23 protein-coding genes are annotated in these 24,062 nt (G+C 59.9%); 20 read left to right on the forward strand and 3 right to left on the reverse strand.

From position 1 onward, the window contains the following. Positions 1-5 precede the first annotated feature (5 nt). The 17 genes from ACIQWS_RS06575 to ACIQWS_RS06655 all read left to right on the forward strand — a co-directional run bounded on the left by ACIQWS_RS06575 (position 6) and on the right by ACIQWS_RS06655 (position 17,867). A complete protein-coding gene (locus ACIQWS_RS06575) occupies positions 6-614 on the forward strand; it encodes an NADH-quinone oxidoreductase subunit C (RefSeq protein WP_403173171.1) in 609 nt (202 codons plus the stop codon). Positions 615-656: 42 nt separating this feature from the next. Continuing rightward, positions 657-1,847 (forward strand): NADH-quinone oxidoreductase subunit D, encoded by a 1,191-nt coding sequence (locus tag ACIQWS_RS06580; protein WP_346306524.1) that lies wholly within the window; start codon positions 657-659, stop codon positions 1,845-1,847. Beyond that, positions 1,847-2,845, forward strand: a complete 999-nt coding sequence (gene nuoE / locus ACIQWS_RS06585; protein WP_403173180.1) for an NADH-quinone oxidoreductase subunit NuoE — start codon at positions 1,847-1,849, stop codon at positions 2,843-2,845. The genes ACIQWS_RS06580 and nuoE overlap by 1 nt, the downstream gene beginning before the upstream one ends. A gap of 66 nt (positions 2,846-2,911) precedes the next feature. After that, the gene (gene nuoF / locus ACIQWS_RS06590; protein WP_105735490.1) at positions 2,912-4,216 is read left to right on the forward strand and encodes an NADH-quinone oxidoreductase subunit NuoF; all 1,305 of its coding nucleotides are present in this window, start codon (positions 2,912-2,914) and stop codon (positions 4,214-4,216) included. Between the two features lie 12 nt (positions 4,217-4,228). Then, positions 4,229-4,822, forward strand: coding sequence for a helix-hairpin-helix domain-containing protein (locus tag ACIQWS_RS06595; protein WP_403173192.1), 594 nt, complete (start codon positions 4,229-4,231; stop codon positions 4,820-4,822). 103 nt (positions 4,823-4,925) lie between these two features. Continuing rightward, positions 4,926-7,007: an NADH-quinone oxidoreductase subunit NuoG gene (gene nuoG / locus ACIQWS_RS06600; RefSeq protein WP_403173199.1), complete on the forward strand. Its 2,082-nt coding sequence runs from the start codon at positions 4,926-4,928 to the stop codon at positions 7,005-7,007. 17 nt (positions 7,008-7,024) lie between these two features. After that, a complete protein-coding gene (gene nuoH / locus ACIQWS_RS06605; RefSeq protein ID WP_223615188.1) occupies positions 7,025-8,071 on the forward strand; it encodes an NADH-quinone oxidoreductase subunit NuoH in 1,047 nt (348 codons plus the stop codon). Positions 8,072-8,082: 11 nt separating this feature from the next. Next, positions 8,083-8,574, forward strand: coding sequence for an NADH-quinone oxidoreductase subunit NuoI (nuoI, locus tag ACIQWS_RS06610; protein ID WP_091883764.1), 492 nt, complete (start codon positions 8,083-8,085; stop codon positions 8,572-8,574). A 168-nt stretch (positions 8,575-8,742) separates the two neighbouring features. Next, on the forward strand, positions 8,743-9,363 hold the full coding sequence (locus ACIQWS_RS06615; RefSeq protein WP_403173213.1) for an NADH-quinone oxidoreductase subunit J: 621 nt from the start codon (positions 8,743-8,745) through the stop codon (positions 9,361-9,363). A gap of 12 nt (positions 9,364-9,375) precedes the next feature. Next, on the forward strand, positions 9,376-9,684 hold the full coding sequence (gene nuoK / locus ACIQWS_RS06620) for an NADH-quinone oxidoreductase subunit NuoK (RefSeq protein WP_091883761.1): 309 nt from the start codon (positions 9,376-9,378) through the stop codon (positions 9,682-9,684). A 7-nt stretch (positions 9,685-9,691) separates the two neighbouring features. Then, positions 9,692-11,680 carry an NADH-quinone oxidoreductase subunit L gene (nuoL, locus tag ACIQWS_RS06625; RefSeq protein WP_346306067.1) on the forward strand — a complete coding sequence of 663 codons (1,989 nt, stop codon included), beginning with the start codon at positions 9,692-9,694 and terminating at the stop codon, positions 11,678-11,680. Then, positions 11,680-13,185 carry an NADH-quinone oxidoreductase subunit M gene (locus tag ACIQWS_RS06630; RefSeq protein ID WP_403173226.1) on the forward strand — a complete coding sequence of 502 codons (1,506 nt, stop codon included), beginning with the start codon at positions 11,680-11,682 and terminating at the stop codon, positions 13,183-13,185. Before nuoL ends, ACIQWS_RS06630 begins: the two co-directional genes overlap by 1 nt. Before the next feature lie 19 nt (positions 13,186-13,204). Continuing rightward, a complete protein-coding gene (gene nuoN, locus ACIQWS_RS06635) occupies positions 13,205-14,641 on the forward strand; it encodes an NADH-quinone oxidoreductase subunit NuoN (protein ID WP_403173232.1) in 1,437 nt (478 codons plus the stop codon). A gap of 18 nt (positions 14,642-14,659) precedes the next feature. Beyond that, a complete protein-coding gene (locus ACIQWS_RS06640; RefSeq protein ID WP_346306064.1) occupies positions 14,660-15,490 on the forward strand; it encodes a biotin--[acetyl-CoA-carboxylase] ligase in 831 nt (276 codons plus the stop codon). Positions 15,491-15,509: 19 nt separating this feature from the next. Further along, the gene (locus tag ACIQWS_RS06645) at positions 15,510-17,183 is read left to right on the forward strand and encodes a ribonuclease J (RefSeq protein WP_346306063.1); all 1,674 of its coding nucleotides are present in this window, start codon (positions 15,510-15,512) and stop codon (positions 17,181-17,183) included. A gap of 8 nt (positions 17,184-17,191) precedes the next feature. After that, on the forward strand, positions 17,192-17,596 hold the full coding sequence (gene mce / locus ACIQWS_RS06650; RefSeq protein ID WP_223615181.1) for a methylmalonyl-CoA epimerase: 405 nt from the start codon (positions 17,192-17,194) through the stop codon (positions 17,594-17,596). A 1-nt stretch (position 17,597) separates the two neighbouring features. Next, on the forward strand, positions 17,598-17,867 hold the full coding sequence (locus ACIQWS_RS06655; RefSeq protein WP_223615180.1) for a DUF1467 family protein: 270 nt from the start codon (positions 17,598-17,600) through the stop codon (positions 17,865-17,867). Positions 17,868-17,950: 83 nt separating this feature from the next. On the opposite strand, the gene ACIQWS_RS06660 is transcribed toward ACIQWS_RS06655, so the two are convergent. Then, positions 17,951-18,952 carry a glycosyltransferase gene (locus ACIQWS_RS06660; RefSeq protein WP_403173257.1) on the reverse strand — a complete coding sequence of 334 codons (1,002 nt, stop codon included), beginning with the start codon at positions 18,950-18,952 and terminating at the stop codon, positions 17,951-17,953. An 847-nt stretch (positions 18,953-19,799) separates the two neighbouring features. On the opposite strand from ACIQWS_RS06660, the gene proS reads away from it, so the two are divergent. The 3 genes from proS to ACIQWS_RS06675 are packed head-to-tail and all read left to right on the forward strand — an operon-like array spanning position 19,800 to position 23,121. Next, a complete protein-coding gene (gene proS, locus ACIQWS_RS06665; RefSeq protein ID WP_403173263.1) occupies positions 19,800-21,149 on the forward strand; it encodes a proline--tRNA ligase in 1,350 nt (449 codons plus the stop codon). Further along, entirely contained in the window at positions 21,146-22,435 is a 1,290-nt protein-coding gene (locus tag ACIQWS_RS06670) for a lipoprotein-releasing ABC transporter permease subunit (RefSeq protein ID WP_223615177.1), read from the forward strand. The genes proS and ACIQWS_RS06670 overlap by 4 nt, the downstream gene beginning before the upstream one ends. Continuing rightward, the gene (locus tag ACIQWS_RS06675) at positions 22,435-23,121 is read left to right on the forward strand and encodes an ABC transporter ATP-binding protein (protein WP_105735461.1); all 687 of its coding nucleotides are present in this window, start codon (positions 22,435-22,437) and stop codon (positions 23,119-23,121) included. The genes ACIQWS_RS06670 and ACIQWS_RS06675 overlap by 1 nt, the downstream gene beginning before the upstream one ends. A 5-nt stretch (positions 23,122-23,126) precedes the next feature. On the opposite strand, the gene ACIQWS_RS06680 is transcribed toward ACIQWS_RS06675, so the two are convergent. Both ACIQWS_RS06680 and ACIQWS_RS06685 read right to left on the reverse strand, forming a co-directional pair. After that, positions 23,127-23,390 (reverse strand): hypothetical protein, encoded by a 264-nt coding sequence (locus tag ACIQWS_RS06680; protein WP_403173280.1) that lies wholly within the window; start codon positions 23,388-23,390, stop codon positions 23,127-23,129. 81 nt (positions 23,391-23,471) lie between these two features. Next, entirely contained in the window at positions 23,472-24,053 is a 582-nt protein-coding gene (locus ACIQWS_RS06685; RefSeq protein ID WP_403173284.1) for a histidine phosphatase family protein, read from the reverse strand. Between the last annotated feature and the right edge of the window lie 9 nt (positions 24,054-24,062).

The following is a 24,062-nucleotide window of genomic DNA, read 5'->3' on the forward strand; positions in this document are numbered from 1 at the left end:
GGGCGATGTTTGAAGAAGCATTGAATGAACTCTCCAGCTACCTCCAGGAAAAGCTGGGTGCGTCGCTGAATTCGGTGGTCCTGGCCTATGGCGATCTGAGCGTTGAAGTCGACGCGGCAAAACTGCTGGATGTTCTAACCTTCCTGCGTGACGACGTGCAGTGCCAGTTCATTTCGCTGATCGATATCAGCGGCGTGGACTATCCCTACCGCTCGCATCGCTTTGACGTGGTCTATCACCTCCTGTCGCCGCGCCAGAATCTGCGCATCCGCGTCAAGGTGGCGACGGACGAAGATACACCCGTGCCTTCCGCCACGCCGGTCTATCCCGGTGCCGACTGGTATGAGCGCGAGACCTACGATCTCTATGGCGTGCTGTTCTCCGGTCATCCGGATCTGCGCCGCATCCTGACCGACTACGGTTTTGACGGCCATCCGCTGCGCAAGGACTTCCCGCTGACAGGCTTCGTCGAAGTCCGTTATGACGACGAGGTCAAGCGCGTCGTATATGAACCTGTCGAACTGCGGCAGGAATTCCGCAATTTCGACTTCCAGTCACCCTGGGAAGGCACGGATTATGTGCTGCCGGGTGATGAGAAGGCTAAAGCGAATTGAATGCGTGCGAATACAGACGTGTAAGACGCCAGGAAGCGAAATATGACTGAACACAGCGTCCGCAACTTTAACATTAACTTCGGCCCGCAACATCCTGCGGCGCACGGCGTTTTGCGTCTTGTGCTTGAACTGGACGGTGAGGTGGTCGCGCGCGTTGACCCGCATATCGGTCTGCTGCATCGCGGCACCGAGAAGTTGATGGAAGCCAAGACCTATCTGCAGGCCGTGCCCTATCTCGACCGCCTCGACTACGTGGCGCCGATGAACCAGGAGCATGCCTATGCGCTGGCCGTCGAGCGCCTGCTCGGCATTGAGGTGCCCAAGCGCGGTCAGCTGATCCGTGTTCTGTTCTCGGAAATCGGCCGTATTCTTTCGCATCTTTTGAACGTGACCACGCAGGCCATGGACGTCGGTGCCCTGACGCCGCCGCTCTGGGGCTTCGAAGAGCGCGAAAAGCTGATGGTGTTCTACGAGCGCGCCTGCGGTGCCCGTATGCATGCGGCCTATTTCCGTCCCGGCGGCGTGCATCAGGATCTTCCCGACAGACTCATCGAGGATATCGGCAAGTGGTGCGATCCGTTCCTGCAGACCGTCAAGAATCTCGACGACCTGATCACCCCGAACCGCATTTTCAAGCAGCGTAACGTCGATATCGGCGTCGTGAAGCTGGAAGACGCATGGGCATGGGGTTTCTCCGGCGTCATGGTACGCGGCTCGGGTGCCGCCTGGGATCTGCGCAAGTCGCAGCCCTATGAATGCTATTCCGAGATGGAATTCGATGTTCCGATCGGCAAGAACGGCGATTGCTACGACCGTTATCTCATCCGCATGGAAGAAATGCGCCAGTCGGTGCGCATCATGCGCCAGTGCGTCGATCTTCTGCTGGGCAAGGAGCGGGTAGGGCCTGTTTCCAACATGTCCGCCAAGATCGTTCCGCCGAAGCGCGGCGAGATGAAGCGGTCGATGGAAGCGCTGATCCATCACTTCAAGCTTTACACCGAAGGGTATCACGTGCCCGCGGGTGAGGTTTACGCTGCCGTTGAAGCGCCCAAGGGCGAATTCGGTGTGTTCCTGGTGTCCGATGGCTCCAACAAGCCATACCGCGTCAAGCTGCGCGCCCCGGGCTTTGCCCATCTCCAGGCCATGGACTTCCTGTGCCGTGGCCACATGCTGGCCGACGTCTCCGCTGTCCTTGGCTCGCTCGATATCGTATTTGGTGAGGTTGATCGCTAATGTCCGTCCGTCGTCTTGCAGAAGATAGCGTCCAACCAGCAGCCTTCGCGTTCAATCGCGAAAACACTGCCTGGGCCAAGCAGACCATCAAGAAATATCCCAAGGGCCGCGAACAGTCCGCAGTTATTCCGCTGCTGATGCGCGCGCAGGAACAGGATGGCTGGGTCACCAAGGCTGCCATCGAGCATGTTGCCGTCATGCTCGACATGCCGCTGATCCGCGTTCTGGAAGTGGCGACATTCTACACGCAGTTCCAGCTGAAGCCGGTCGGAACCCGTGCCCATATCCAGGTTTGCGGCACCACGCCGTGCATGCTGCGCGGCGCGGAAGACCTGAAGAAGGTCTGCCAGCACCGCATCCATCATGAGCCGTTCCACACCAACGAATCCGGCACTTTGTCGTGGGAAGAGGTCGAATGCCTCGGTGCCTGCGTCAACGCGCCGATGATCATGGTGTTCAAGGATACTTATGAGGATCTGACGCCCGAACGCCTCGAGGAAATCATCGATGCTTTCGAAGCCGGCAAGGGCGATACGATCACGCCCGGCCCGCAGATCGACCGTTTTTTCTCCGCCCCCGAGGGCGGCGCAACGACGCTGATTGAAGGCAATGGCGCGGCCAAGCCGAAGCGTGCGGCAAAGGCTGCCGATGCCGCTGCAGTTCCGGCCGCCAGTGCGACAAAGCAGGACGAGGCACCGGCAAAGGCCGTATCGCTCGAGGACAAGAACCGTCCCGCCGCGATCGACAAGCCAGCCGTCGTGGATGATCTCGAACTGATTTCCGGCGTCGGCCCGAAGATTGCAGGCATCCTGCATGAACTCGGCATCTATACATTTGCCCAGGTCGCCGGCTGGAAAAAGGCTGAGCGCGAATGGGTTGACGGTTACCTCAACTTCAAGGGCCGTATCGAACGCGACGACTGGGTCAAGCAAGCCAAGGCCTTGGCCAAGGGCGGCGAAGCCGAGTACATCAAGGTTTTCGGCAAGAAGCCGAGATAAGATCATTGGCGGAAACGATGTGCGTTTTCGCTGGAGAATGGACGAAGAGAGTAGGACGGGTGCGATATGCTCGCTGACAAAGACCGCATCTTCACCAATATTTACGGCCTTTTCGACAAGTCGTTGAAGGGTGCGATGTCGCGCGGCTGCTGGGATGGCACTGCGGGGATCATCGCCAAGGGCCGTGACTGGATCATCAACGAGATGAAGGCATCGGGCCTGCGCGGCCGTGGCGGCGCCGGCTTTCCGACGGGTCTGAAGTGGTCCTTCATGCCCAAGGAAAGCGACGGACGCCCGCATTATCTCGTCATCAACGCCGACGAATCCGAGCCGGGCACCTGCAAGGACCGCGATATCATGCGCCACGATCCGCATACGCTGATCGAAGGCTGCCTGATTGCCGGTTTCGCCATGGGCGCCAACACCTGCTACATCTATGTGCGCGGCGAATATATCCGCGAGCGTGAAGCGCTGCAGGCCGCCATTGACGAATGCTATGACGCCAAGCTGCTCGGCAAGAACAACAAGAACGGCTGGGACTACGATATCTATGTCCACCACGGCGCCGGCGCCTATATCTGCGGTGAAGAAACCGCGTTGCTGGAAAGCCTTGAAGGCAAGAAGGGCCAGCCGCGCCTGAAGCCGCCATTCCCGGCCAATATGGGCCTTTATGGCTGCCCGACCACCGTCAACAATGTTGAATCGGTTGCCGTTGCCCCGACCATCCTGCGCCGTGGCGCTGCCTGGTTCTCCGGCATCGGCCGTCCGAACAATGTCGGCACCAAGCTGTTCATGATCTCCGGCCACGTCAACCGTCCATGCACGGTCGAAGAAGCCATGGGTATCACCTTCCGCGAGCTTGTCGACAAGCATGCGGGCGGCGTTCGCGGCGGCTGGGACAACCTCTTGGCGGTTATTCCCGGCGGTGCGTCCTGTCCGGTCGTTCCGGCTGCCGATATCATCGATTGCCCGATGGATTTCGATGGCCTGCGCAACGTCAAGTCGTCCTTCGGCACGGCGGCTGCGATCGTCATGGACAAGTCCACCGACATCGTTCGTGCCATTGCGCGCCTGTCCTACTTCTTCAAGCACGAGAGCTGCGGCCAGTGCACGCCATGCCGCGAAGGCACGGGCTGGATGTGGCGCGTCATGGAACGCATGGCGGTCGGCAATGCGCAGAAGCGCGAGATCGACATGCTGCTCGACGTGACCAAGCAGATCGAAGGCCACACCATCTGCGCGCTCGGCGACGCGGCGGCATGGCCGGTACAGGGTCTGATCCGGCACTTCCGTCCGGAAATCGAACGCCGTATCGATGAGTTTACACGCAACGCTTCTGCGGCAAGCCCCGTGCTTGTTGCGGCGGAATAGGGTTGAGGGGATATGCCGGATACCGGAACAGACAAGCGATCGGGTGCGGACTGGTCGGCAGTGATGCCGAAGCAGATCGTTCCGGCTGCCAATCTGCTGACACCGCCGATGGGCGCGATGGCGGCGGCGTCTGTTGTGGGTCTCGGCATCGCCAGTCAGATGTGGGGTCTGTGGGCGGGTGCTCTTGCCGGTATGCTTGATGCCAACACGAAGCTGAAGCCGCTGGACGCATCGCCAGCGGCCGAGGCAAAGCAAGCGCCTGATGTTGCTGAGTTGAAGACGATCATACGCAACAAGGCTACAGAAACTGCACCAAAGGCGGTTGCTGGCAAAAAAGCCAAGCTGGCGGTGGTTTCAACGGGGCCGTCGAAACCGGCGGCAATCGCAAAGCCGGCCTTGCCGGATGACCTGAAGCGGATTTCGGGCGTTGGCCCGAAGCTGGAGCAGGTCTTGAACGGTCTTGGCATCTACACCCATGCGCAGATTGCGGCGTGGTCACCCCAGGAGATTGCCTGGGTCGATGATCATCTGAAATTCGGCGGGCGTATCGTGCGGGATGAGTGGGTCAAACAATCCGCTGCCTTGGCGGGGGTGAAGCCCGAATAAAGCCATGCTGGCTTGGACCGGCATGGAGCAATTGAAGGTATTTCAGCGGTTTCGCGGGAATGCCAAATGAAAATGCGGAATGTTCCGCGAGGTTGGACAGACGATGGCAAAGATCAAAGTCGACGGTAGGGAAATCGAAGTACCGGATCACTACACGCTTCTGCAGGCTGCGGAAACGGCGGGTGCCGAGGTGCCGCGATTCTGTTTCCATGAGCGTTTGTCGATCGCCGGCAATTGCCGCATGTGCTTGATTGAAGTGAAGGGCGGACCGCCCAAGCCTGCCGCGTCCTGCGCCATGGGCGTGCGCGACCTGCGTCCGGGCCCGAACGGCGAGACGCCGGAGATTTTCACCAACACGCCGATGGTCAAGAAGGCCCGCGAAGGCGTGATGGAATTCCTGCTGATCAACCATCCGCTGGATTGCCCGATCTGCGATCAGGGCGGCGAGTGCGACCTGCAGGATCAGGCGATGGTCTTCGGTATCGGTGCGTCGCGCTACAAGGAAAACAAGCGCGCCGTTGAAGACAAGTATATCGGACCGCTCGTCAAGACGGTCATGACGCGCTGCATTCACTGCACGCGCTGCGTCCGCTTCACCACGGAAGTGGCCGGTATTTCCGAGCTCGGCCTGATCGGCCGCGGCGAAGATGCCGAAATCACCACCTATCTCGAGCAGGCGATGACATCGGAGCTGCAGGGCAATGTGATCGATCTTTGCCCGGTCGGTGCGCTGACATCCAAGCCATACGCCTTCCAGGCCCGTCCATGGGAATTGACCAAGACCGAATCCATCGATGTGATGGATGCCGTCGGCTCGTCGATCCGCGTCGATACCCGCGGCCGCGAAGTGATGCGCGTGCTTCCACGCGTCAACGAGGCGGTGAACGAGGAATGGATTTCCGACAAGACCCGCTTCATCTGGGATGGCCTGCGCACCCAGCGCCTCGACCGCCCCTATGTGCGTCGGGATGGCCGTCTGGTTCCGGCAAGCTGGCCGGAAGCGTTCGAGGCGATCAAGGCCGCCGTTGCCAAGACGACGGGCGACCGGATCGGCGCGATTGCCGGCGATCTCGCCAGCGTCGAGGAAATGTATGCGCTCAAGCAGCTCATCACATCGCTCGGCTCCGCCAATATCGACGGACGTCAGGACGGAACGGTTCTGAACACGGCCAATGGCCGCGCCTCCTATATCTTCAATCCAAGCATTGACGGTATCGAAGACGCTGACGCGGTACTGATCATCGGTTCCAATCCGCGCTTTGAAGCGTCGCTGCTCAATGCGCGCCTGCGCAAGCGCTGGCGCGCTGCCGGAATTCAGATTGCGCTGATCGGCGAACAGGCCGACCTGCGCTTCAACTACGAATATCTCGGCGCCGGCGCAGATACCCTGGCGGAACTCGCCAACGGTTCGCTGAAATTCCATGCGGTGCTGAAGAAGGCCAAGAAGCCGATCATCATCATCGGGCAGGGCGCGCTCAGCCGTGCAGACGGCAATGCGGTTCTCGGTCTCGCTGCCAAGATTGCGGCGGATACCGGCGCGCTTGCCGATGACTGGAACGGTTTCGGCGTCATTCACACAGCTGCCAGCCGCGTCGGCGCGCTCGATATCGGTTTCGTGCCCGGCGAAGGCGGCAAGTCGGTTGCGCAGATGCAGGGGGCACTCGACGTGCTGTTCCTGCTCGGCGCCGACGAATTGAACTGGGCCGGCAAGGGCGGTGCCTTCACCGTCTATATCGGCACCCATGGCGATCAGGGCGCGCACAATGCCGACGTGATCCTGCCGGGCGCGACCTATACGGAAAAGTCCGGCACCTTCGTCAACACCGAAGGCCGTGTGCAGATGACCAACCGCGCCGCCTTTGCGCCGGGCAATGCCAAGGAAGACTGGGCAATCCTGCGCGCACTCTCCGATGTGCTCGGCAAGAAGCTGCCATTCGACTCGCTTGCCGCCCTGCGCGCACAACTTTATGCAGAATACCCGCACCTGGCCGTCATTGACGCCATCCAGGCCGGTGATGCTGCCGACATCAAGAAACTGGCCAATGCGTCAGGCACCGTCGACAAGACGGCCTTCGTATCGCCGGTCCAAGACTTCTACTTGACCAACCCGATCGCCCGCGCCTCAGCCGTCATGGCTGAATGTTCCGCGCTGGCCAAGGGCGGCTTCAAGCAGGCGGCCGAGTAGGCGGGGAAGAGACTGATATGGAAGATATTTTCGCAACCTACATCCTGCCGCTGCTGATTATCCTCGGAAAATCAGTGCTGATGCTCGTGGTGATGCTGCTGATCATCGCCTACCTGCTTTACGCGGATCGCAAGATCTGGGCGGCAGTTCAGTTGCGCCGTGGCCCGAACGTCGTTGGACCGTTCGGCCTGCTGCAGTCCTTTGCCGACCTTCTGAAGTTCGTGGTCAAGGAACCGATCATTCCATCCGGCGCCAACAAGGGCATTTTCCTTCTGGCTCCGCTGGTGTCTTCGGTGCTGGCTATGGCGGCCTGGGCGGTGATTCCGGTCAATGAGGGCTGGGCGATTGCCAACGTCAATGTCGGCATTCTCTATGTGCTCGCCATTTCCTCGCTCGAAGTCTACGGCGTCATCATGGCCGGCTGGGCATCGAACTCGAAGTACCCGTTCCTCGGTGCGCTCCGCTCCGCCGCGCAGATGGTGTCCTACGAAGTCTCCATCGGTTTCGTCATCGTCACCGTTCTGCTCACTGTCGGTTCGCTGAACCTTACGGATATCGTCTTGTCGCAGAAGACCGGTCTCGGCACCATGGTCGGCCTGCCCAATACCTTCCTTGACTGGCATTGGCTCGGCCTGTTCCCGATGTTCGTCATTTTCTTCATCTCGGCGCTGGCCGAGACCAACCGCCCGCCTTTCGATCTGGTCGAAGCGGAATCGGAACTCGTTGCCGGTCACATGATCGAGTATTCGTCGACCGCGTTCCTGCTGTTCTTCCTCGGTGAATATGTCGCCATCACCCTGATGTGCGCATTGACCACGATCCTGTTCCTCGGCGGCTGGCTGCCACCGGTCGACGTCTGGTTCCTGAACTGGGTACCCGGCATCATCTGGTTCATGCTCAAGCTTTTCTTCGTCTTCTTCATGTTCGCCATGGTGAAGGCATTCGTTCCGCGCTACCGCTACGACCAGTTGATGCGTCTGGGCTGGAAGGTGTTCCTGCCGATCTCGCTCTTCATGGTCATCGCCACCGCGGCGTTTCTTAAAATCACCGGCCTGACACCGTAAGGAGAATCAGCATGGCACAACTCGCACAAGCTGCTAAATCGCTCCTGCTGGCGGAGTTCGTCGGCGCCTTCTTCCTGTCGATGCGCCAGTTCTTCGCCCCCAAGGCGACGCTGAACTACCCCTACGAAAAGGGACCGCTCAGCCCGCGCTTCCGCGGAGAACATGCGCTGCGCCGCTATCCCAACGGCGAAGAACGCTGCATTGCCTGCAAGCTCTGCGAAGCGATCTGCCCGGCGCAGGCCATCACCATCGAAGCCGGTCCGCGCCGCAATGACGGAACGCGCCGCACGGTGCGTTATGACATTGACATGGTGAAGTGCATCTATTGCGGCTTCTGCCAGGAAGCCTGCCCGGTGGATGCCATCGTCGAGGGCCCGAATTTCGAGTTCGCCACGGAAACCCGTGAAGAGCTTTATTATGACAAGGACCGGCTGCTCGCCAATGGCGACCGCTGGGAACGCGAGCTGGCACGGAACATCGCAATGGATGCGCCGTACCGGTAACAATTGAGTGGATGGGGCGTCGTCCCGTCCGAGTGCGCGCATGTGTCTTAGGGCAGGGTGCTTCTACCCGCCCCGAACATGCGTTATGAGGCTGCGAATACGCGGAATCTCCGTGAATCGCTTTTAAAATGGCAGAACAGTCTGCCGGAATGGAAATCGGGGGAACCCATGCTGACAGGTATTGCGGCGGCGTTTTTTTATCTCTTCGCCTTCATCACCGTCGCCAGTGCGTTCATGGTGATTGCGGCGCGTAATCCCGTGCACTCCGTGCTGTTTCTGATCCTCGCCTTCTTCAACGCGGCGGGGCTCTTCCTGCTGACGGGTGCTGAATTCCTGGCGATGATCCTTCTTGTGGTCTATGTCGGCGCGGTGGCCGTCCTCTTCCTCTTCGTCGTGATGATGCTGGATGTGGATTTTGCCGAAATGAAGCGCGGGGCGCTGCAATATGCGCCCATCGGCGCGCTTGTCGGCATGATCCTTGCGGTGGAACTGATTGTTGTTCTCGGCGGTTCGGTCTTCACGCCAACTATTGGCCGCGTGGTTGTTCAGCCAACACCCGATATCGCCACGCGCAGCAATACGGCGGCGCTCGGCGACATCCTCTACACGGATTACATCTACTACTTCCAGATTGCCGGTCTCGTGCTTCTGGTCGCCATGATCGGCGCGATTGTGCTGACGCTTCGCCACAAGGAAGGCATCAAGCGCCAGAACATCTCGCAGCAGGTCGGACGCACGCCTGAAACGGCCATCGAGGTCAAGCAGGTCGAAACGGGCAAGGGTATTTGACAGGAGCGCATGATGGTCATCGGTATTGCACATTATCTGACAGTTTCGGCGCTCCTGTTCACGATGGGGATCTTCGGTATCTTCCTCAATCGTAAGAACGTGATCGTCATCCTGATGTCGGTCGAATTGATCCTGCTCGCCGTCAACCTGAATTTCGTGGCGTTCTCCGCTGCACTGGGTGATCTGGTCGGACAGGTTTTTGCATTGTTTGTCCTGACCGTAGCGGCCGCTGAGGCTGCCATCGGTCTGGCTATTCTCGTCGTGTTCTACCGCAATCGTGGATCGATTGCCGTAGAAGACGTCAACATGATGAAAGGTTGACGGGGGCATGCTGTATCTGGCGATTGTCTTCCTTCCGCTGCTCGGCTTTCTGATCGCGGGTCTATTCGGCTCGTCCATCGGCGCGAAGGCGAGCGAGTATGTCACCACCGGTCTGATGATCGTGGTTGCGGTTCTCTCATGGATCGCATTCACGACCGTGGCGCTCGGCCATGGCGAGGCGTTCAAGGTGCCGGTCATGCACTGGGTCGAGTCCGGCTCGCTGAGCTTCGACTGGGCCCTGCGCATCGATACGCTGACCGCTGTCATGCTGATCGTCGTCAACACGGTGTCGGCGCTCGTCCATACCTATTCGATCGGCTACATGCATCACGATCCGCATCGGCCGCGCTTCTTCGCCTATCTCTCGCTCTTCACCTTCGCCATGCTGATGCTGGTGACCGGCGACAATCTGGTTCAGATGTTCTTCGGCTGGGAAGGCGTGGGTCTTGCCTCATACCTGCTGATCGGCTTCTGGTTCAAGAAGCCTTCGGCCAATGCCGCGGCGATGAAAGCTTTCATCGTCAACCGCGTCGGCGATTTCGGTTTCCTTCTCGGTATTTTCGCACTGTTCGTGCTGTTCGATACGGTTCAGTTCGACACGCTGTTCCAGTCCGCCGCCCAGTATCTTCCGGCGGAGGGCGCAGGGGACGGCAAGGTGGTCCTGAATTTCCTCGGCTATGCCTTGGGCAAGCAGGAAGCGATTACGGTTGCCTGCCTGCTGCTGTTCATGGGTGCGATGGGCAAGTCCGCGCAGTTCCTGCTGCACACCTGGCTGCCTGACGCCATGGAAGGCCCGACACCGGTGTCCGCGCTGATCCATGCGGCAACGATGGTGACCGCAGGCGTGTTCATGGTTGCCCGCCTGTCGCCGATCTTCGAACTGTCGCACACGGCGCTGATCGTTGTGACGCTTGTCGGCGCGACGACCGCCTTCTTCGCCGCCACGGTCGGCCTGGTGCAGAACGACATCAAGCGCGTCATCGCCTATTCCACCTGCTCGCAGCTCGGCTACATGTTCGTGGCGCTTGGTCTTGGTGCCTATGGCGCGGCGATTTTCCACCTGTTCACGCACGCCTTCTTCAAGGCCCTTTTGTTCCTTGGCGCTGGTTCCGTCATTCACGCGGTTTCCGACGAGCAGGACATGCGTCACATGGGCGGCCTGCGCAAGCTGATCCCGCAAACCTACTGGATGATGGTCATCGGCACCGTCGCGCTGACCGGCCTCGGTATTCCAGGCACGTCGATCGGCACCGCCGGCTTCTTCTCCAAGGATGCGATCATCGAGTCGGCCTATGCGTCGACCAGCCCGGCGGCAAGCTATGCCTTCATCCTCCTGGTTATCGCAGCGCTGTTCACCAGCTTCTATTCATGGCGCCTGATTTTCATGACGTTCCATGGCAAGCCGCGCGCGTCGCACGACGTCATGCATCACGTGCATGAATCGCCCTATGTCATGCTGGTGCCGCTGTTCATCCTGGCCATCGGCGCGCTGTTTGCCGGTGTCATCTTCCGCGAATACTTCTTCGGCCACGAATATGCCGAGTTCTGGAAGGGCGCACTGTTCACCGGCAAGGAAAACGAGATTCTGGAGCTGCACCACCATGTGCCTGCTCTGGTTGCTGCCTCGCCGTTCCTTGCGATGCTCGCCGGGTTCATCCTGTCCTGGTACTTCTACATCCGCTCGCCGCAGACACCTGTCCGGCTGGCCGAGCAGCACCGCGGCCTGTACCAGTTCCTGCTCAACAAGTGGTATTTTGACGAACTCTACGACTTCCTGTTCGTGCGTCCGGCCAAGGCCCTTGGCAGGTTCCTGTGGAAGAAGGGCGATGGCTGGCTGATCGACGGCCATGGTCCGGATGGTATCTCGGCCCGCGTCGTGGATGTCACCAACCGCGTGGTGCGCCTGCAGACCGGTTACCTCTATCATTATGCGTTCGCGATGCTCATTGGGGTCGCCGCACTCGTCACGTGGATGATGCTCGGGAGCAACTTCTAATGACCGACTGGCCAATTCTATCGACTGTTACCTTCCTGCCATTGGTCGGTGCGTTCCTGATCCTTCTGATCCGGGATGACGGTGAATCCGCGCGGCGCAATATCCGCAACGTGGCGCTGTGGACGACGGTCATCACATTCCTGCTTTCCCTGCCGATCTGGTACTATTTCGACAAGGGCCATGCCGGCTTCCAGTTCGTGGAAAAGGCAGCCTGGCTCGACTCCGGGATTTCCTACCATATGGGCGTGGACGGCATTTCGATGCTGTTCGTCATCCTGACGACATTCCTGATGCCGCTGTGCATCCTGGCCAGCTGGGAAGCCATCCAGAGCCGGGTCAAGGAATACATGATTGCCTTCCTCGTGCTGGAAACACTGATGATCGGTGTATTCTGCGCGCTGGATATCGTGCTGTTCTACGTGTTCTTCGAAGCCGTGCTGGTGCCGATGTTCATCATCATCGGCGTGTGGGGCGGCAAGCGCCGCGTCTATGCCAGCTTCAAATTCTTCCTCTACACGCTGCTCGGCTCCGTGCTGATGCTGCTGGCCATCATGGCCATGTACTGGCAGGCTGGCACGACCGATATCCCGACGCTGCTGGCTTATCCGTTCCCGGCCTCCATGCAGACATGGCTGTGGCTGGCCTTCTTCGCGTCCTTCGCCGTGAAGATGCCGATGTGGCCGGTGCACACCTGGTTGCCGGATGCGCACGTGGAAGCACCAACGGCAGCATCAGCCATTCTGGCCGGCATCCTGTTGAAGCTCGGCGGTTACGGCTTCCTGCGCTTCTCCCTGCCGATGTTCCCGATTGCGTCCGCCGACTTCGCTCCGCTGATCTACACGCTTTCGGTTGTCGCCATCGTCTACACCTCGCTGGTGGCGCTGATGCAGGAAGACATCAAGAAGCTGATTGCCTACTCCTCGGTTGCGCACATGGGCTATGTGACCATGGGTATCTTCGCCGCCAACGAGCAGGGCATCCAGGGCGCGTTGTTCCAGATGCTGTCGCACGGTCTGGTTTCGGCCGCACTGTTCCTCTGCGTCGGTGTTGTCTATGACCGTACCCACACCCGCGATATCTCCGCCTATGGCGGCCTCGTCAACAACATGCCGAAATATGCGGTGGTGTTCCTGGTCCTGACCATGGCCAATGTCGGCCTGCCGGGCACCTCGGGCTTCATTGGTGAATTCCTCACGCTGCTTGGCGTCTTCCGCGTCAACACCTGGGTTGCGCTGTTTGCAACATCAGGCGTGATTTTCTCGGCGGCCTATGCGCTGTGGCTCTATCGCCGCGTCGTGTTCGGCTCGCTGGACAAGGAAAGCCTGAAGTCGCTTCTGGATATGTCGCCGCGTGAAAAGCTGGTGGTCTATCCGCTGGTGATCCTCACCATCTTCTACGGTGTTTATCCGATGCCTGTCTTCGATGCGACGGCAAGCTCGGTGCACGCCCTTATCAATCAATACAATAACGCGCTGTCCGCAGCCGCCACACTGGCGCTGAAATAGCAGGAAGAGGCCAAGGCCGATGCAGACCGACATGATTGCCAACCTGACGCTTATGGCTCCCGAACTGCTCATCGCAGTGGGCGCATTGGCTCTACTGATGATCGGGGCCTTCTCCGGTGAACGGGCGAATTCCCTGGTCAACGGACTGGCGGTTGCCGTGCTGCTTGCAGCATTGGCAATCCTCGTTCTCTTCCCGCACGATGGTCACGTCTTCGGCCGTGCCTTCGTTTCGGATCCGTTCGCGCGCTTCATGAAAGTGCTGACGCTGGTCGGCTCGATCGTTGCGCTCGTCATGTCGGTTGGCTTCGCCAAGGCGGAGAAGTTCGACAAGTTCGAGTTCCCGATCCTCATCCTGCTGTCGACCCTCGGCATGCTCTTGATGATTTCGGCCAATGACACCCTGTCGCTCTATCTCGGCCTCGAACTGCAGTCCCTGGCGCTTTACGTCATCGCTGCAATCAACCGCGACAGTGCCCGCTCGACCGAAGCCGGCCTGAAGTACTTCGTTCTCGGCGCATTGTCGTCGGGCATGCTGCTCTACGGCATTTCGCTCGTCTACGGCTTTACCGGCCATACCGGCTTTGCGGGCATCGCCGAGGCGCTGGCAGGCGGCGAGCGTCAGCTTGGCGTGGTGTTCGGCCTCGTGTTCATCTTTGCCGGTCTTGCCTTCAAGATTTCCGCCGTGCCGTTCCACATGTGGACGCCGGATGTCTACGAAGGTGCGCCGACGCCGGTGACCGCCTTCTTCGCCAGCGCGCCGAAGATGGCCGCCATGGCGCTTCTGACACGCGTTGCCGTCGAGACGTTCCAGCCGATCACCCATGACTGGCAGCAGATCATTGTCTTCATCGCCATCGCGTCGATGGTCCTGGGCGCATTCGCAGCCATCGGCCAGCGCAACATCAAGCGCCTGATGGCCTATTCATCGATCAGCCACATGGGCTACGCGCTTGTCGGCCTTGCCGCCGGTACGCAGGTCGGTGTGCGCGGCGTGGCGATCTACATGCTGATCTACCTGATCACGACGCTCGGCGTGTTTGCCTTCATCCTGGCCATGCGCCGCAAGCACGGCAATGTCGAACTGATCGAGGATCTGGCCGGCCTGTCCCGCACCAATCCGATCATGGCGACGATCTTCACCATCCTCATGTTCTCGCTGGCCGGTATTCCGCCGCTCGCCGGATTCTGGGGCAAGTGGTACACCTTCCTTGCCGCGATGCAGGCCAATCTCTATGCGCTGGCCATCATCGGTATCGTGGCTTCGGTCGTGGGTGCGTTCTATTATCTGCGCATCATCAAGATCATGTGGTTCGATGAACCGGCTGGCGGATTCGTGCCGGTTGCCGGTGAACTGCGCCTGGTCCTCGGTGTCTCGGGCCTGCTGACGCTGCTTTATGTCCTGATCGGCGGACCGGTCAGCACCTATGCGGAAGCTGCCGCGAAAACGTTCTTCTGAGGCCGGGAACCCTGATCAATGGGCTTCTCGCTCTCGCCGCTGGCGCAGCAAAACGGCTTCCGGATGGAGGCCTTCGATACGGTCGGCTCGACCAATGCGGTCGCGCTGGAGCGCGCGCAGGCTGGCGATCCCGGACGGCTGTGGATCGTTTCGAAGAAACAGGAAAGCGGGCGCGGGCGCCGCGGCCGCGCCTGGGCCACATCACACGGCAATCTGGCGGCCTCCCTGCTGCTCACCGGCAATTTCGAGTTGAAGACGGCGGCAACCCTCGGCTTTGTCGCCGGGCTTTCCCTGGCGGACGCGCTTGACGCCGTCTGCCCGCAAGGCGCGGTTTCGGTCGGCGTCGATGGTATCGGTGCCAGCAGGTCGGATTTGCGTGTCGAGCTGAAGTGGCCGAACGATCTCCTGGCCAACAAGGCCAAGCTTGCCGGCATTCTCCTGGAATCGACGCATCTGCCCGACGGGCGGTTTGCCGTCGTCGTCGGCATCGGCGTCAATGTGGTTGCTTACCCCGAGGACGTGCCTTATCCAGCGACATCGCTGAAGCAGCTTGGTGCGGCCTGCGATGCGGAAACGCTGTTTCTGGCGCTGTCCGATGCCTGGCAGGAAAACAGCCGCATCTGGAACGAGGGGCGCGGGCTTGCCGACATTCGCAAGCGCTGGCTCAAGCGCGCGGCAGGAATTGGCAGTGAAGTTGCGGTGCGGGTCGACGGCTCGGTGCTGCGTGGTATATTCGAAACAATTGACGAAGACTGCCGTTTCGTCATACGCGATAATGATGGGGAACGGGTGAAGATTGCTGCCGGCGATGTTCATTTCGGAGCAGTTGCATCGGCAAGTGCCGGATAGCCGGTTGTAAGGAGTATAAATGGCAAATTCCGATCAGGCAGAGCTCGTGTTCCTGCCTTTGGGCGGCGTTGGTGAAATCGGGATGAATCTGGCCATGTATGGCTATGGCCCGGCACACAAGCGCGAATGGGTGGTCGTCGATATGGGCGTCACCTTCGCCGGACCGGATCTTCCAGGCGCTGATCTCGTTCTTCCCGATATCCGTTTTCTGCAGGCCGAGCGGCACAATCTCAAGGGGATTGTGATCACCCATGCCCATGAGGACCATTATGGTGCCTTGCTCGACCTGTGGCCGCTGTTGAATGTGCCGGTCTATGCGACGCCGTTCACCGCCGGCTTGCTGGAAGCCAAGCGCCAGTCGGAGCCGGGTGCGCCGGATATTCCTGTCACCATTTACCGCGCTGGCGAAAGGTTCAATGTCGGCCCCTTCGAGTTCGAAGCGCTTGCCGTGACCCACTCGATCCCGGAACCGGTCTCGCTGGCGATCAGGACGCCACTGGGCATCGTCGTTCACACCGGCGACTGGAAGATGGACCCGGAGCCGTCGCTTGGACCGCTGATCGACGAGGCCGGATTCCGCGCGCTCGGCGACGAAGGCGTGCTGGCGATGATGTGCGACTCCACCAATGCCTTGCGTGACGGGGAATCGCCCTCCGAGCGCGAGGTCGGCGACAGCCTGCGTGACATCATCGAAAATGCCCGTGGCCGCGTGGCCATCACCACCTTTTCGTCCAATGTCGGACGTATCCGTTCCATTGCCATCGCCGCCCGCGATGCCGGACGCCAGGTGCTGGTGCTCGGCCGCTCGATGAAGCGGATGATCGATGTGGCCAGCGAACTGGGTTATCTCGACGGCATTCCGGAATTTCTCTCCGAAGAGGATTACGGTTTCATCCCGCGCGAGAATATCGTCATCATTCTCACCGGCAGCCAGGGCGAATCCCGCGCGGCGCTGGCCAAGCTTGCCCGTGATGAAATGCGCAATGTGGCGCTGTCGGCCGGCGACACGGTCATCTATTCCTCGCGCACCATTCCCGGCAACGAAAAGCCGATCATCGAGACAAAAAACCTTTTGATCGAGCAGGGCATCCATATCATCTCCGACGATGATCAGCTGGTGCACGTCTCGGGCCATCCGCGCCGCAATGAGCTGAAGCGCATGTATGAATGGGTGCGTCCGCGCATTCTCGTTCCGGTCCACGGCGAAGCCGCGCATCTCGTGGCGCAGGGCTCGCTTGCGGCCATGGCCGGTATTCCCGAGGTGCCGCAGGTGCGCAATGGCGACATTCTGCGTCTGGCGCCGGGCAGGGCGGAGATCATCGATCAGGCGCCGTTTGGCCGCGTCATGAAGGACGGCAAGCTCATCGGCGACGAGGAAGAGGTCGGCATTGTCGACCGGCGCAAGCTGTCCTATGTCGGCCATGTCGCGGTATCGATGCTGCTCGATGCGAAGTACAACATCATCGAGGACCCGGAAATCGTGCCGGTCGGCCTGCCGGAGAACGATCGGGAAGGCGAACTGCTTGAAGACCTGCTGTACGATGCGGCCGTTGGTGCGGTGCAGAGCATCCCGCGTGAAAAGCGTCGGGATTTGGCGATGGTCCGCGAGGCGGTGCGCCGCGCCGTCCGTGCCGCTGCCAACGAGGCCTGGGGCAAAAAGCCGATCGTCACCGTGTTCGTAACCCGCACGTGAGGTCAGGGATGCTCGGTCGTCTGAATCATGTCGCCATTGCCGTCCCCGATCTTGCCGCGGCATCGGCAGTCTATCGCGATACGCTCGGTGCGACACTCACCGAGCCGCAGGTTCTGCCGGAGCATGGCGTGACCGTCGTGTTCATCGATGTCGGCAACACCAAGATCGAGCTTCTCGAGCCCTTGAATGCAGATTCGCCCATTGCGGCGTTCCTGGCAAAGAACCCGTCCGGCGGCATGCATCACGTCTGCTACGAAGTGGCCGATATTCTGGCGGCACGAAATCAGCTAAAACAGCAGGGCGCCCGTATCCTCGGTGATGGCGAACCCAAAATCGGCGCCCACGGCAAACCGGTGCTGTTCCTTCACCCGAAGGATTTCAACGGGACGCTGATCGAACTGGAGCAAGTCTGACATGCCCATCGCAACTGGAATGGCGATCTATTTCATCTTCTGGTGGCTGACGCTGTTCACCGTGCTGCCATTTGGCCTGCGCACCCAGGCCGATGAGGATGACGTCACGCTGGGCACAACAGCCAGTGCGCCGCACAAGCACCGGATGGGACGCGTGTTCCTGATCACCACCGCGATTTCCGCCGTGGTTTTTATCCTCTTCTACATCGTCAACCAGAAGCTTGGTTTCGGCGTCGAAAGCATTCCGGTTTTCTTCCCGCAATTGCATTAGGACTGCGGTTTGATCAGGCATCCGCACCGTGGTGCATTGTGCGTGGTGAGCTTGTCGAACCACGCATAACAAATGTGCAATCGTCAAAAACCGCTTGTCCGCCGATAGTGCGACGATCTCTTGCCAAGGCAGCCCTGACAGATGCCGAAAATACTGCCCATGCATGCCGCCAGCCGCACCAGCGCTTCGCCGCGCGTGAACGGCGCCGCAGCGGCGTAGCTGCACAGTTTGACCACCCGGATCGCCAGCGAGCCGGGGATGCGCAGCAAGGTCAGCGCGCGTCGCTGGTCGAGCTTCCGGCATGTTTCAACCGAACTGCTGTCCCGGTCACGGCGGAAATGGTAGCTGAGGGTCAGCCGGTCCATCGGCACGGTTTCGTAGGCAATGGCATGCGGCGTCCAGCCGGTCCTGGCGCCGAGTTTTTTGGCGTCCCTGTACAGGCGCCAGTCTTCCCCGCCGGCCAGATCAAGCGTATCGTCGAAACGCAGTCCCGTCCGGTCAAAGAAACTCAGCCTGCCCATCCAGCTGCCGGTTGCCAGCAGAATCCGGTGCGCTTCGTTGCGCTGGCATCGCCGCCGGGCCTTGCGTTCGCTTTCCATGCCCCTGCGGTTGAGACCGGCCCAGACCAGTTGCGCGGAAAACGGCGCGTTGGCGGAAATCGGCGCGGCGCGTACGGGGGAGCCAACGATATCGAGCCTCGAGGCGTCCAGTTCCGCCAGCAGTTCAATCAGCCAGTCGGGCTCCACCCGTTCATCATCATCGGCAAATGTCATGAGATCGTGATTGCCGGTCAGGGCGCATGCCAGCGCATGGTTGCGGGCACGGGCAATGCCGAGACGCGGTTCCACCTCGTATTGAACCGTCCATTGCGGCACGAGCGCCCGGAACTGCGCGATGACATCGTGCAGTGTTGCCTTCTCATTGTTCTCGACGATGAGAAAATGCAACCCGACATCACGGGGCACGCCCATGGCGGCATAGGACTGCAACAGGTTCTGCAGCATGAACGGACGATTACGTGTAATCGTGCTTATGCATATGCTGCGCTTGCCGGGCTCAGCCGCGCCGCGTGTGTGAATTCCCATGGTTCGTCCCCGAACATTGTAACGTCGCTGATGTGCCAATCCCCGCGCCTGGCACACTGATCCTGTGACGCCAATTTAACAGGCGAAGATGAGCTGAACATTGCGACATTGGTCTTAGATCGCGCTCCGGGGATGAGGCGAAATTGTGCGAATCGACGCCGGCATCATCGTGCCGTTGCGGACCTGCCGGATGGAGGGGGGAAGGGAAATATCCCATCAAGTGTGAAGGCTGGTCGGGGTGAAGTCGCATCTGCCTGCCGACCAAGTAGTTGCAAAATAGAACTGAAGCAACGCGATCAAGACGCGGCAGTCTGTGCAACCACCTTTAAGTTTATTTGATAAGTGCTTGTATTGCCGCAACAAGACAAAAAAAATGCAAGGCTTTCGCCTTGCATTGTTAGATCGCGTCTGACCCTATTCCATTTGCATGGTGGCTGCGTATTACCGCGCCAAAGGTCACATCCTCCCAAGACTTTGACCGCGCTGGAAAGCAGAATTATTCTTACTTTCTCATTATGATTAAAAAAATAGCGGACTGCCTTCGAAATGTCACGAAAAATATTCGGTACAGTCATTTTTTGCTTACAAATCTGGCAGCGTAACAAAACTGTCACAAATCTGAGATGTCTCATTTGGCGTTGGCGGGTTCCCAACCCGCTGTTAAGCCGCTAAGAAACATTGCTGCGTCGCGGATTAATCCGGGTTTTGGGCGGGACGCGGCAACACATTTGGCGGCGTATGAGTCTTTCCGGAAATCGGCAACGATTTTTGGGTAATACGCTAACTTTGCACTTGGTTTTGCCTGATTCTTCAAGCATTCAGGCTGTGTTTCAATTTGGTGATCTCAATGCGGCTTTCCCGTTATTTCCTGCCTATCCTGAAAGAAAATCCCAAAGAGGCGGAAATCGTCTCGCACCGGCTGATGCTGCGTGCCGGCCTGATCCGTCAGGAGTCGGCTGGCATCTATGCCTGGCTGCCGGCAGGCCTGCGCATCCTCAACAAGGTGTCCAACATCATCCGCGAGGAACAGAATCGGTCCGGCGCCATCGAGCTGCTGATGCCGACGATCCAGTCCGCCGATCTGTGGCGCGAAAGCGGCCGTTATGACGCCTATGGCGACGAGATGCTGCGCATCAAGGATCGCGGTGACCGCGAGATGCTGTTTGGCCCGACAAACGAGGAAATGATCACCGAGATTTTCCGGGCTTATGTGAAGTCCTACAAGGACTTGCCGCTCAATCTTTATCACATCCAGTGGAAGTTCCGCGACGAGCGCCGCCCGCGTTTCGGCGTCATGCGCTCGCGTGAATTCCTGATGAAGGATGCCTACAGCTTCGACATCGATTTCGAAGGCGCCAAGGCCGCCTACAACCGCATGTTCGTGGCTTATCTGCGCACATTCTCGCGCCTCGGCATCAAGGTCATCCCGATGCGTGCGGATACCGGTCCCATCGGCGGCGACCTCAGCCACGAATTCATCATTCTGGCCGAAACCGGCGAGAGCCAGGTCTATTGCGACCGTGCCTATCTCGACCTGCCGGTTCCGGGTGCCGATACCAATTTCGACGACAATGCGCAGGTCGCCGATATCGTGACCAAATGGACGACGCCCTATGCGGCGACGGATGAAATGCACGACGAAGCCGCCTGGGACAAGGTCGGTGCGTCCGAACAGCTTGCCGCACGCGGCATCGAGGTCGGCCACATCTTCCATTTCGGCACCAAATATTCCGAACCGATGGGCGCCAAGGTCACCGGTCCCGATGGCAAGGAACACATGGTTTCCATGGGCTCCTACGGTATCGGACCCTCGCGTGTCATTGCCGCGATCATCGAGGCATCCCATGACGAGAACGGCATCATCTGGCCGAAGGCTGTTGCGCCGTTCGGTGCGGGCATCGTCAACATGAAGCCGGGCGACGAGGCGTGCGACGCGGCATCCGCCAAGGTCTACGAGGCCTTGACCAATGCCGGTCTCGAGCCGCTGCTGGACGATACGGATGATCGTCCCGGTGCGAAATTCGCCAAGATGGACCTGATCGGCCTGCCGACGCAGGTGATCATCGGGCCGCGCGGTGTTGCCGCGGGCGAAGTCGAGATCAAGGATCGCGCGACGGGTGAACGGGAAACCCTGAGCATTGAAGCTGCAATCAACAAGCTTGCAGGCCCCGCTGACTTTCAGGCTGGAACTCTATGACAGAATCGGCCGTCACTGCTGTACAACAGGGTCCCAAGCCGTTCTCTGCCTATGAACGGATGATCGCGTGGCGCTATCTGCGCGCCCGGCGCAAGGAAACGTTTATTTCGGTGATTGCCGGTTTCTCCTTCACCGGCATCATGCTCGGCGTGGCGACGCTCATTATCGTCATGGCCGTCATGAACGGTTTTCGCAGCGAATTGCTGACGCGCATTCTGGGCATCAACGGCCATGTCATCATGCAGCCCATGGACCGGCCACTGGATGACTACGACAATGTGATCAAGCGGATCGATGCGGTTCCCGGTGTTTCCTTCGCCATTCCCGTCGTGGAAGGCCAGGTGCTCGGCCAGGGCAATGTCGGGCAGGGCACCGGCACGCTCGTACGGGGTCTGCGCGAAGAGGATATCAACAAGCTCCAGCTCGTCGCCAAGAACGTCAAGCAGGGCACCTTCGCCAATTTCGACAAGGCGGGCGGCGTGGCCATCGGCACGCGCATGGCGGAAAATCTGGGGCTCGGCATCGGCGACAAGCTGACATTGATGTCGCTGGACGGCGATGTGACGCCGCTCGGGGTTTCGCCGCGGGTGAAATCCTATCCGGTCGTCGCCATTTTCCAGATCGGCATGTCCGAGTATGACGCCTCGATCGCGCTCATGCCGCTGGATGAAGCGCAGCTCTATTTCAACCAGGAGGGCAAGGTCCAGTCCATCGAGATCTTTGCCAACAATCCCGACAATGTCGACGCGCTGAAAAAGCCCATCGAGGATGCGGCGCAGCGTCCGCTGATGCTCACCGACTGGCGCCAGCGCAACGTCACCTTCTTCTCCGCCCTGCAGGTGGAGCGCAACGTCATGTTCATGATCCTGACGCTGATCGTTCTCGTGGCGGCCCTGAACATCATTTCCGGCCTGATCATGCTGGTGAAGGACAAGGGACGCGATATCGCCATCCTGCGGACGATGGGCGCGACGCGCAACTCGGTCATGCGCATCTTCCTGATGACGGGCGCGGCAATTGGCGTGACCGGCACGATTGCCGGCGTGGCCCTGGGTGTCCTCGTCTGCCTCAACGTCGAGCGCATCCGGCAATTCTTCTCCTGGTTGTCTGGTACGACCCTGTTCAATCCGGAGCTTTATTTCCTGAGCACCTTGCCCGCGAAGATGGATTTCAATGAAACCTTCACGGTCATCCTGATGGCGCTTGTCCTGTCGTTTCTGGCAACGCTTTTCCCCGCATGGCGCGCGGCCAAGCTCGATCCCGTTGAAGCCTTGAGGTACGAATAATGTCAGCCGGGCCCATTCTTCAGCTGACCAGCGTCGGCCGCCGGTACAATGAGATCGACCGGGAACTGGTTATTCTGGACGATGCCAATTTCTCCCTCGGCAGGGGCGAGATGGTTGCGCTTGTCGCGCCGTCGGGCGCCGGCAAGTCGACGCTTCTGCACACGGCGGGTCTCCTGGAACGGCCTGACAATGGCGATGTGATTCTGGACGGCCGCGCCTGCGGTTCGCTGTCCGATGAAGAGCGCACCGCCATCCGCCGCAACGACATCGGTTTCGTCTATCAGTTCCACCATCTCCTGCCGGAATTTTCTGCACTGGAGAACGTGATGATGCCGCAGATGATCCGCGGCATGAAACCCCGCGTCGCCTCCGAACGCGCGCAGCAGCTGCTTGATTACATGAAGGTGGGCGCACGCGCCTCGCACCGGCCGTCGGAACTGTCCGGCGGCGAGCAGCAGCGTGTTGCCATCGCCCGCGCGGTCGCCAATGCGCCGCTTGTGCTGCTTGCCGATGAGCCCACCGGCAATCTCGATCCGGTGACGTCCTCCTATGTGTTCGAGGCGCTGGAAGCCCTGGTGCGCCAATCCGGCCTGTCGGCGATGATCGCCACGCACAATCACGAACTGGCCCGCCGCATGGATCGCCGCGTCACGCTCAAGGACGGCAAGATCACCACGGTCTCCTGATCCGTTCACGCCATACAAAGCAAACGGGCGCGGAGAAATCCGCGCCCGTTTGCGTTTGGCGGCACCCGCTCGGCGGCCCGCGTTTTACCCTCTGTTAAGAAATCGACAACCATAGCGCCAATGGCAGCTTTGGTGTGCTTGACTTTGGAACAAAAATAGAACAAAACATATACATAGAGCAAACGAAGAAGGGTTTTACCGATGAGCGAACTTTTCCAGGACGTCATGTCATTCGTTACAGTCAGTCTGTTTATTGCAACATTCGCCATGTGGGTCAGCGTTATCTGAAAGAACCGGCGGGGCCGGGATGACTAGGTTTCCCCTGGTTCCTGGCCCGCGGGCGTCGCCCATCATGTCTGGTTCCACATGCGGACAACCGGTTCCGTCAGGTCGTGCTCATAGCCGAGGACGCTGATGCTGGTGGTATCCAGAACGAAAAGCGCGCCGCCTACGGGCGGCAAGCCAAGCCAGCGGGCCGTCAGCACCCGCAGGAAATGCGAACTTGAGAAGATGAGAATCCTGTCATTCGCCGCGCGGATGGCGTGGATGATCCGGTCGGCACGCGCACCGACATCGGCTGCGGATTCGCCGCCGGGGCAGCCGTCGCGAAAAAGCTGCCAGCCGGGACGCTCCGCCAGGATCGCCTTGGTGGTGATGCCCTCATAGGTGCCATAATCCCATTCCGCCAGATCGTCCTTGATCACGCGGGCGTCGCCAAATCCGGCGAGGGCGCAGGTTTTCGATGCGCGCTGGGAAGGGCTCGACCATATGGCGGAAAAGGCAAGGCCCTGCAGCCGGCCCGCCAGGGTACGGGCTGCCGCTTCGCCCGCGGCCGTCAGCGGCATGTCGGTTCGCCCGGTGTGCTGGCCGGACAGGCTCCATTCCGTCTGACCGTGCCGCACCAGATAGATTTCGGGATATGCATTGCTCATTCACGGGCC

The organism is Phyllobacterium sp. NPDC097923 (assembly GCF_044760925.1).
In the GTDB taxonomy this organism is placed as follows: domain Bacteria; phylum Pseudomonadota; class Alphaproteobacteria; order Rhizobiales; family Rhizobiaceae; genus Phyllobacterium; species Phyllobacterium calauticae.

Coding starts and splice junctions, on each gene's coding strand:
- ACIQWS_RS06640 (WP_346306064.1), top strand. CDS start 14,660: ATGGGCTTCTCGCTCTCGCCGCTGGCGCAGCAAAACGGCTTCCGGATG.
- ACIQWS_RS06615 (WP_403173213.1), top strand. CDS start 8,743: ATGCTGACAGGTATTGCGGCGGCGTTTTTTTATCTCTTCGCCTTCATC.
- ACIQWS_RS06680 (WP_403173280.1), bottom strand. CDS start 23,390: ATGGCGAATGTTGCAATAAACAGACTGACTGTAACGAATGACATGACG.
- nuoL (WP_346306067.1), top strand. CDS start 9,692: ATGCTGTATCTGGCGATTGTCTTCCTTCCGCTGCTCGGCTTTCTGATC.
- nuoH (WP_223615188.1), top strand. CDS start 7,025: ATGGAAGATATTTTCGCAACCTACATCCTGCCGCTGCTGATTATCCTC.
- nuoF (WP_105735490.1), top strand. CDS start 2,912: ATGCTCGCTGACAAAGACCGCATCTTCACCAATATTTACGGCCTTTTC.
- nuoE (WP_403173180.1), top strand. CDS start 1,847: ATGTCCGTCCGTCGTCTTGCAGAAGATAGCGTCCAACCAGCAGCCTTC.
- ACIQWS_RS06630 (WP_403173226.1), top strand. CDS start 11,680: ATGACCGACTGGCCAATTCTATCGACTGTTACCTTCCTGCCATTGGTC.
- ACIQWS_RS06670 (WP_223615177.1), top strand. CDS start 21,146: ATGACAGAATCGGCCGTCACTGCTGTACAACAGGGTCCCAAGCCGTTC.
- ACIQWS_RS06595 (WP_403173192.1), top strand. CDS start 4,229: ATGCCGGATACCGGAACAGACAAGCGATCGGGTGCGGACTGGTCGGCA.
- ACIQWS_RS06660 (WP_403173257.1), bottom strand. CDS start 18,952: ATGGGAATTCACACACGCGGCGCGGCTGAGCCCGGCAAGCGCAGCATA.
- mce (WP_223615181.1), top strand. CDS start 17,192: ATGCTCGGTCGTCTGAATCATGTCGCCATTGCCGTCCCCGATCTTGCC.
- proS (WP_403173263.1), top strand. CDS start 19,800: ATGCGGCTTTCCCGTTATTTCCTGCCTATCCTGAAAGAAAATCCCAAA.
- ACIQWS_RS06675 (WP_105735461.1), top strand. CDS start 22,435: ATGTCAGCCGGGCCCATTCTTCAGCTGACCAGCGTCGGCCGCCGGTAC.
- nuoI (WP_091883764.1), top strand. CDS start 8,083: ATGGCACAACTCGCACAAGCTGCTAAATCGCTCCTGCTGGCGGAGTTC.
- ACIQWS_RS06575 (WP_403173171.1), top strand. CDS start 6: ATGTTTGAAGAAGCATTGAATGAACTCTCCAGCTACCTCCAGGAAAAG.
- nuoN (WP_403173232.1), top strand. CDS start 13,205: ATGCAGACCGACATGATTGCCAACCTGACGCTTATGGCTCCCGAACTG.
- nuoK (WP_091883761.1), top strand. CDS start 9,376: ATGGTCATCGGTATTGCACATTATCTGACAGTTTCGGCGCTCCTGTTC.
- ACIQWS_RS06685 (WP_403173284.1), bottom strand. CDS start 24,053: ATGAGCAATGCATATCCCGAAATCTATCTGGTGCGGCACGGTCAGACG.
- ACIQWS_RS06655 (WP_223615180.1), top strand. CDS start 17,598: ATGCCCATCGCAACTGGAATGGCGATCTATTTCATCTTCTGGTGGCTG.
- ACIQWS_RS06580 (WP_346306524.1), top strand. CDS start 657: ATGACTGAACACAGCGTCCGCAACTTTAACATTAACTTCGGCCCGCAA.
- ACIQWS_RS06645 (WP_346306063.1), top strand. CDS start 15,510: ATGGCAAATTCCGATCAGGCAGAGCTCGTGTTCCTGCCTTTGGGCGGC.
- nuoG (WP_403173199.1), top strand. CDS start 4,926: ATGGCAAAGATCAAAGTCGACGGTAGGGAAATCGAAGTACCGGATCAC.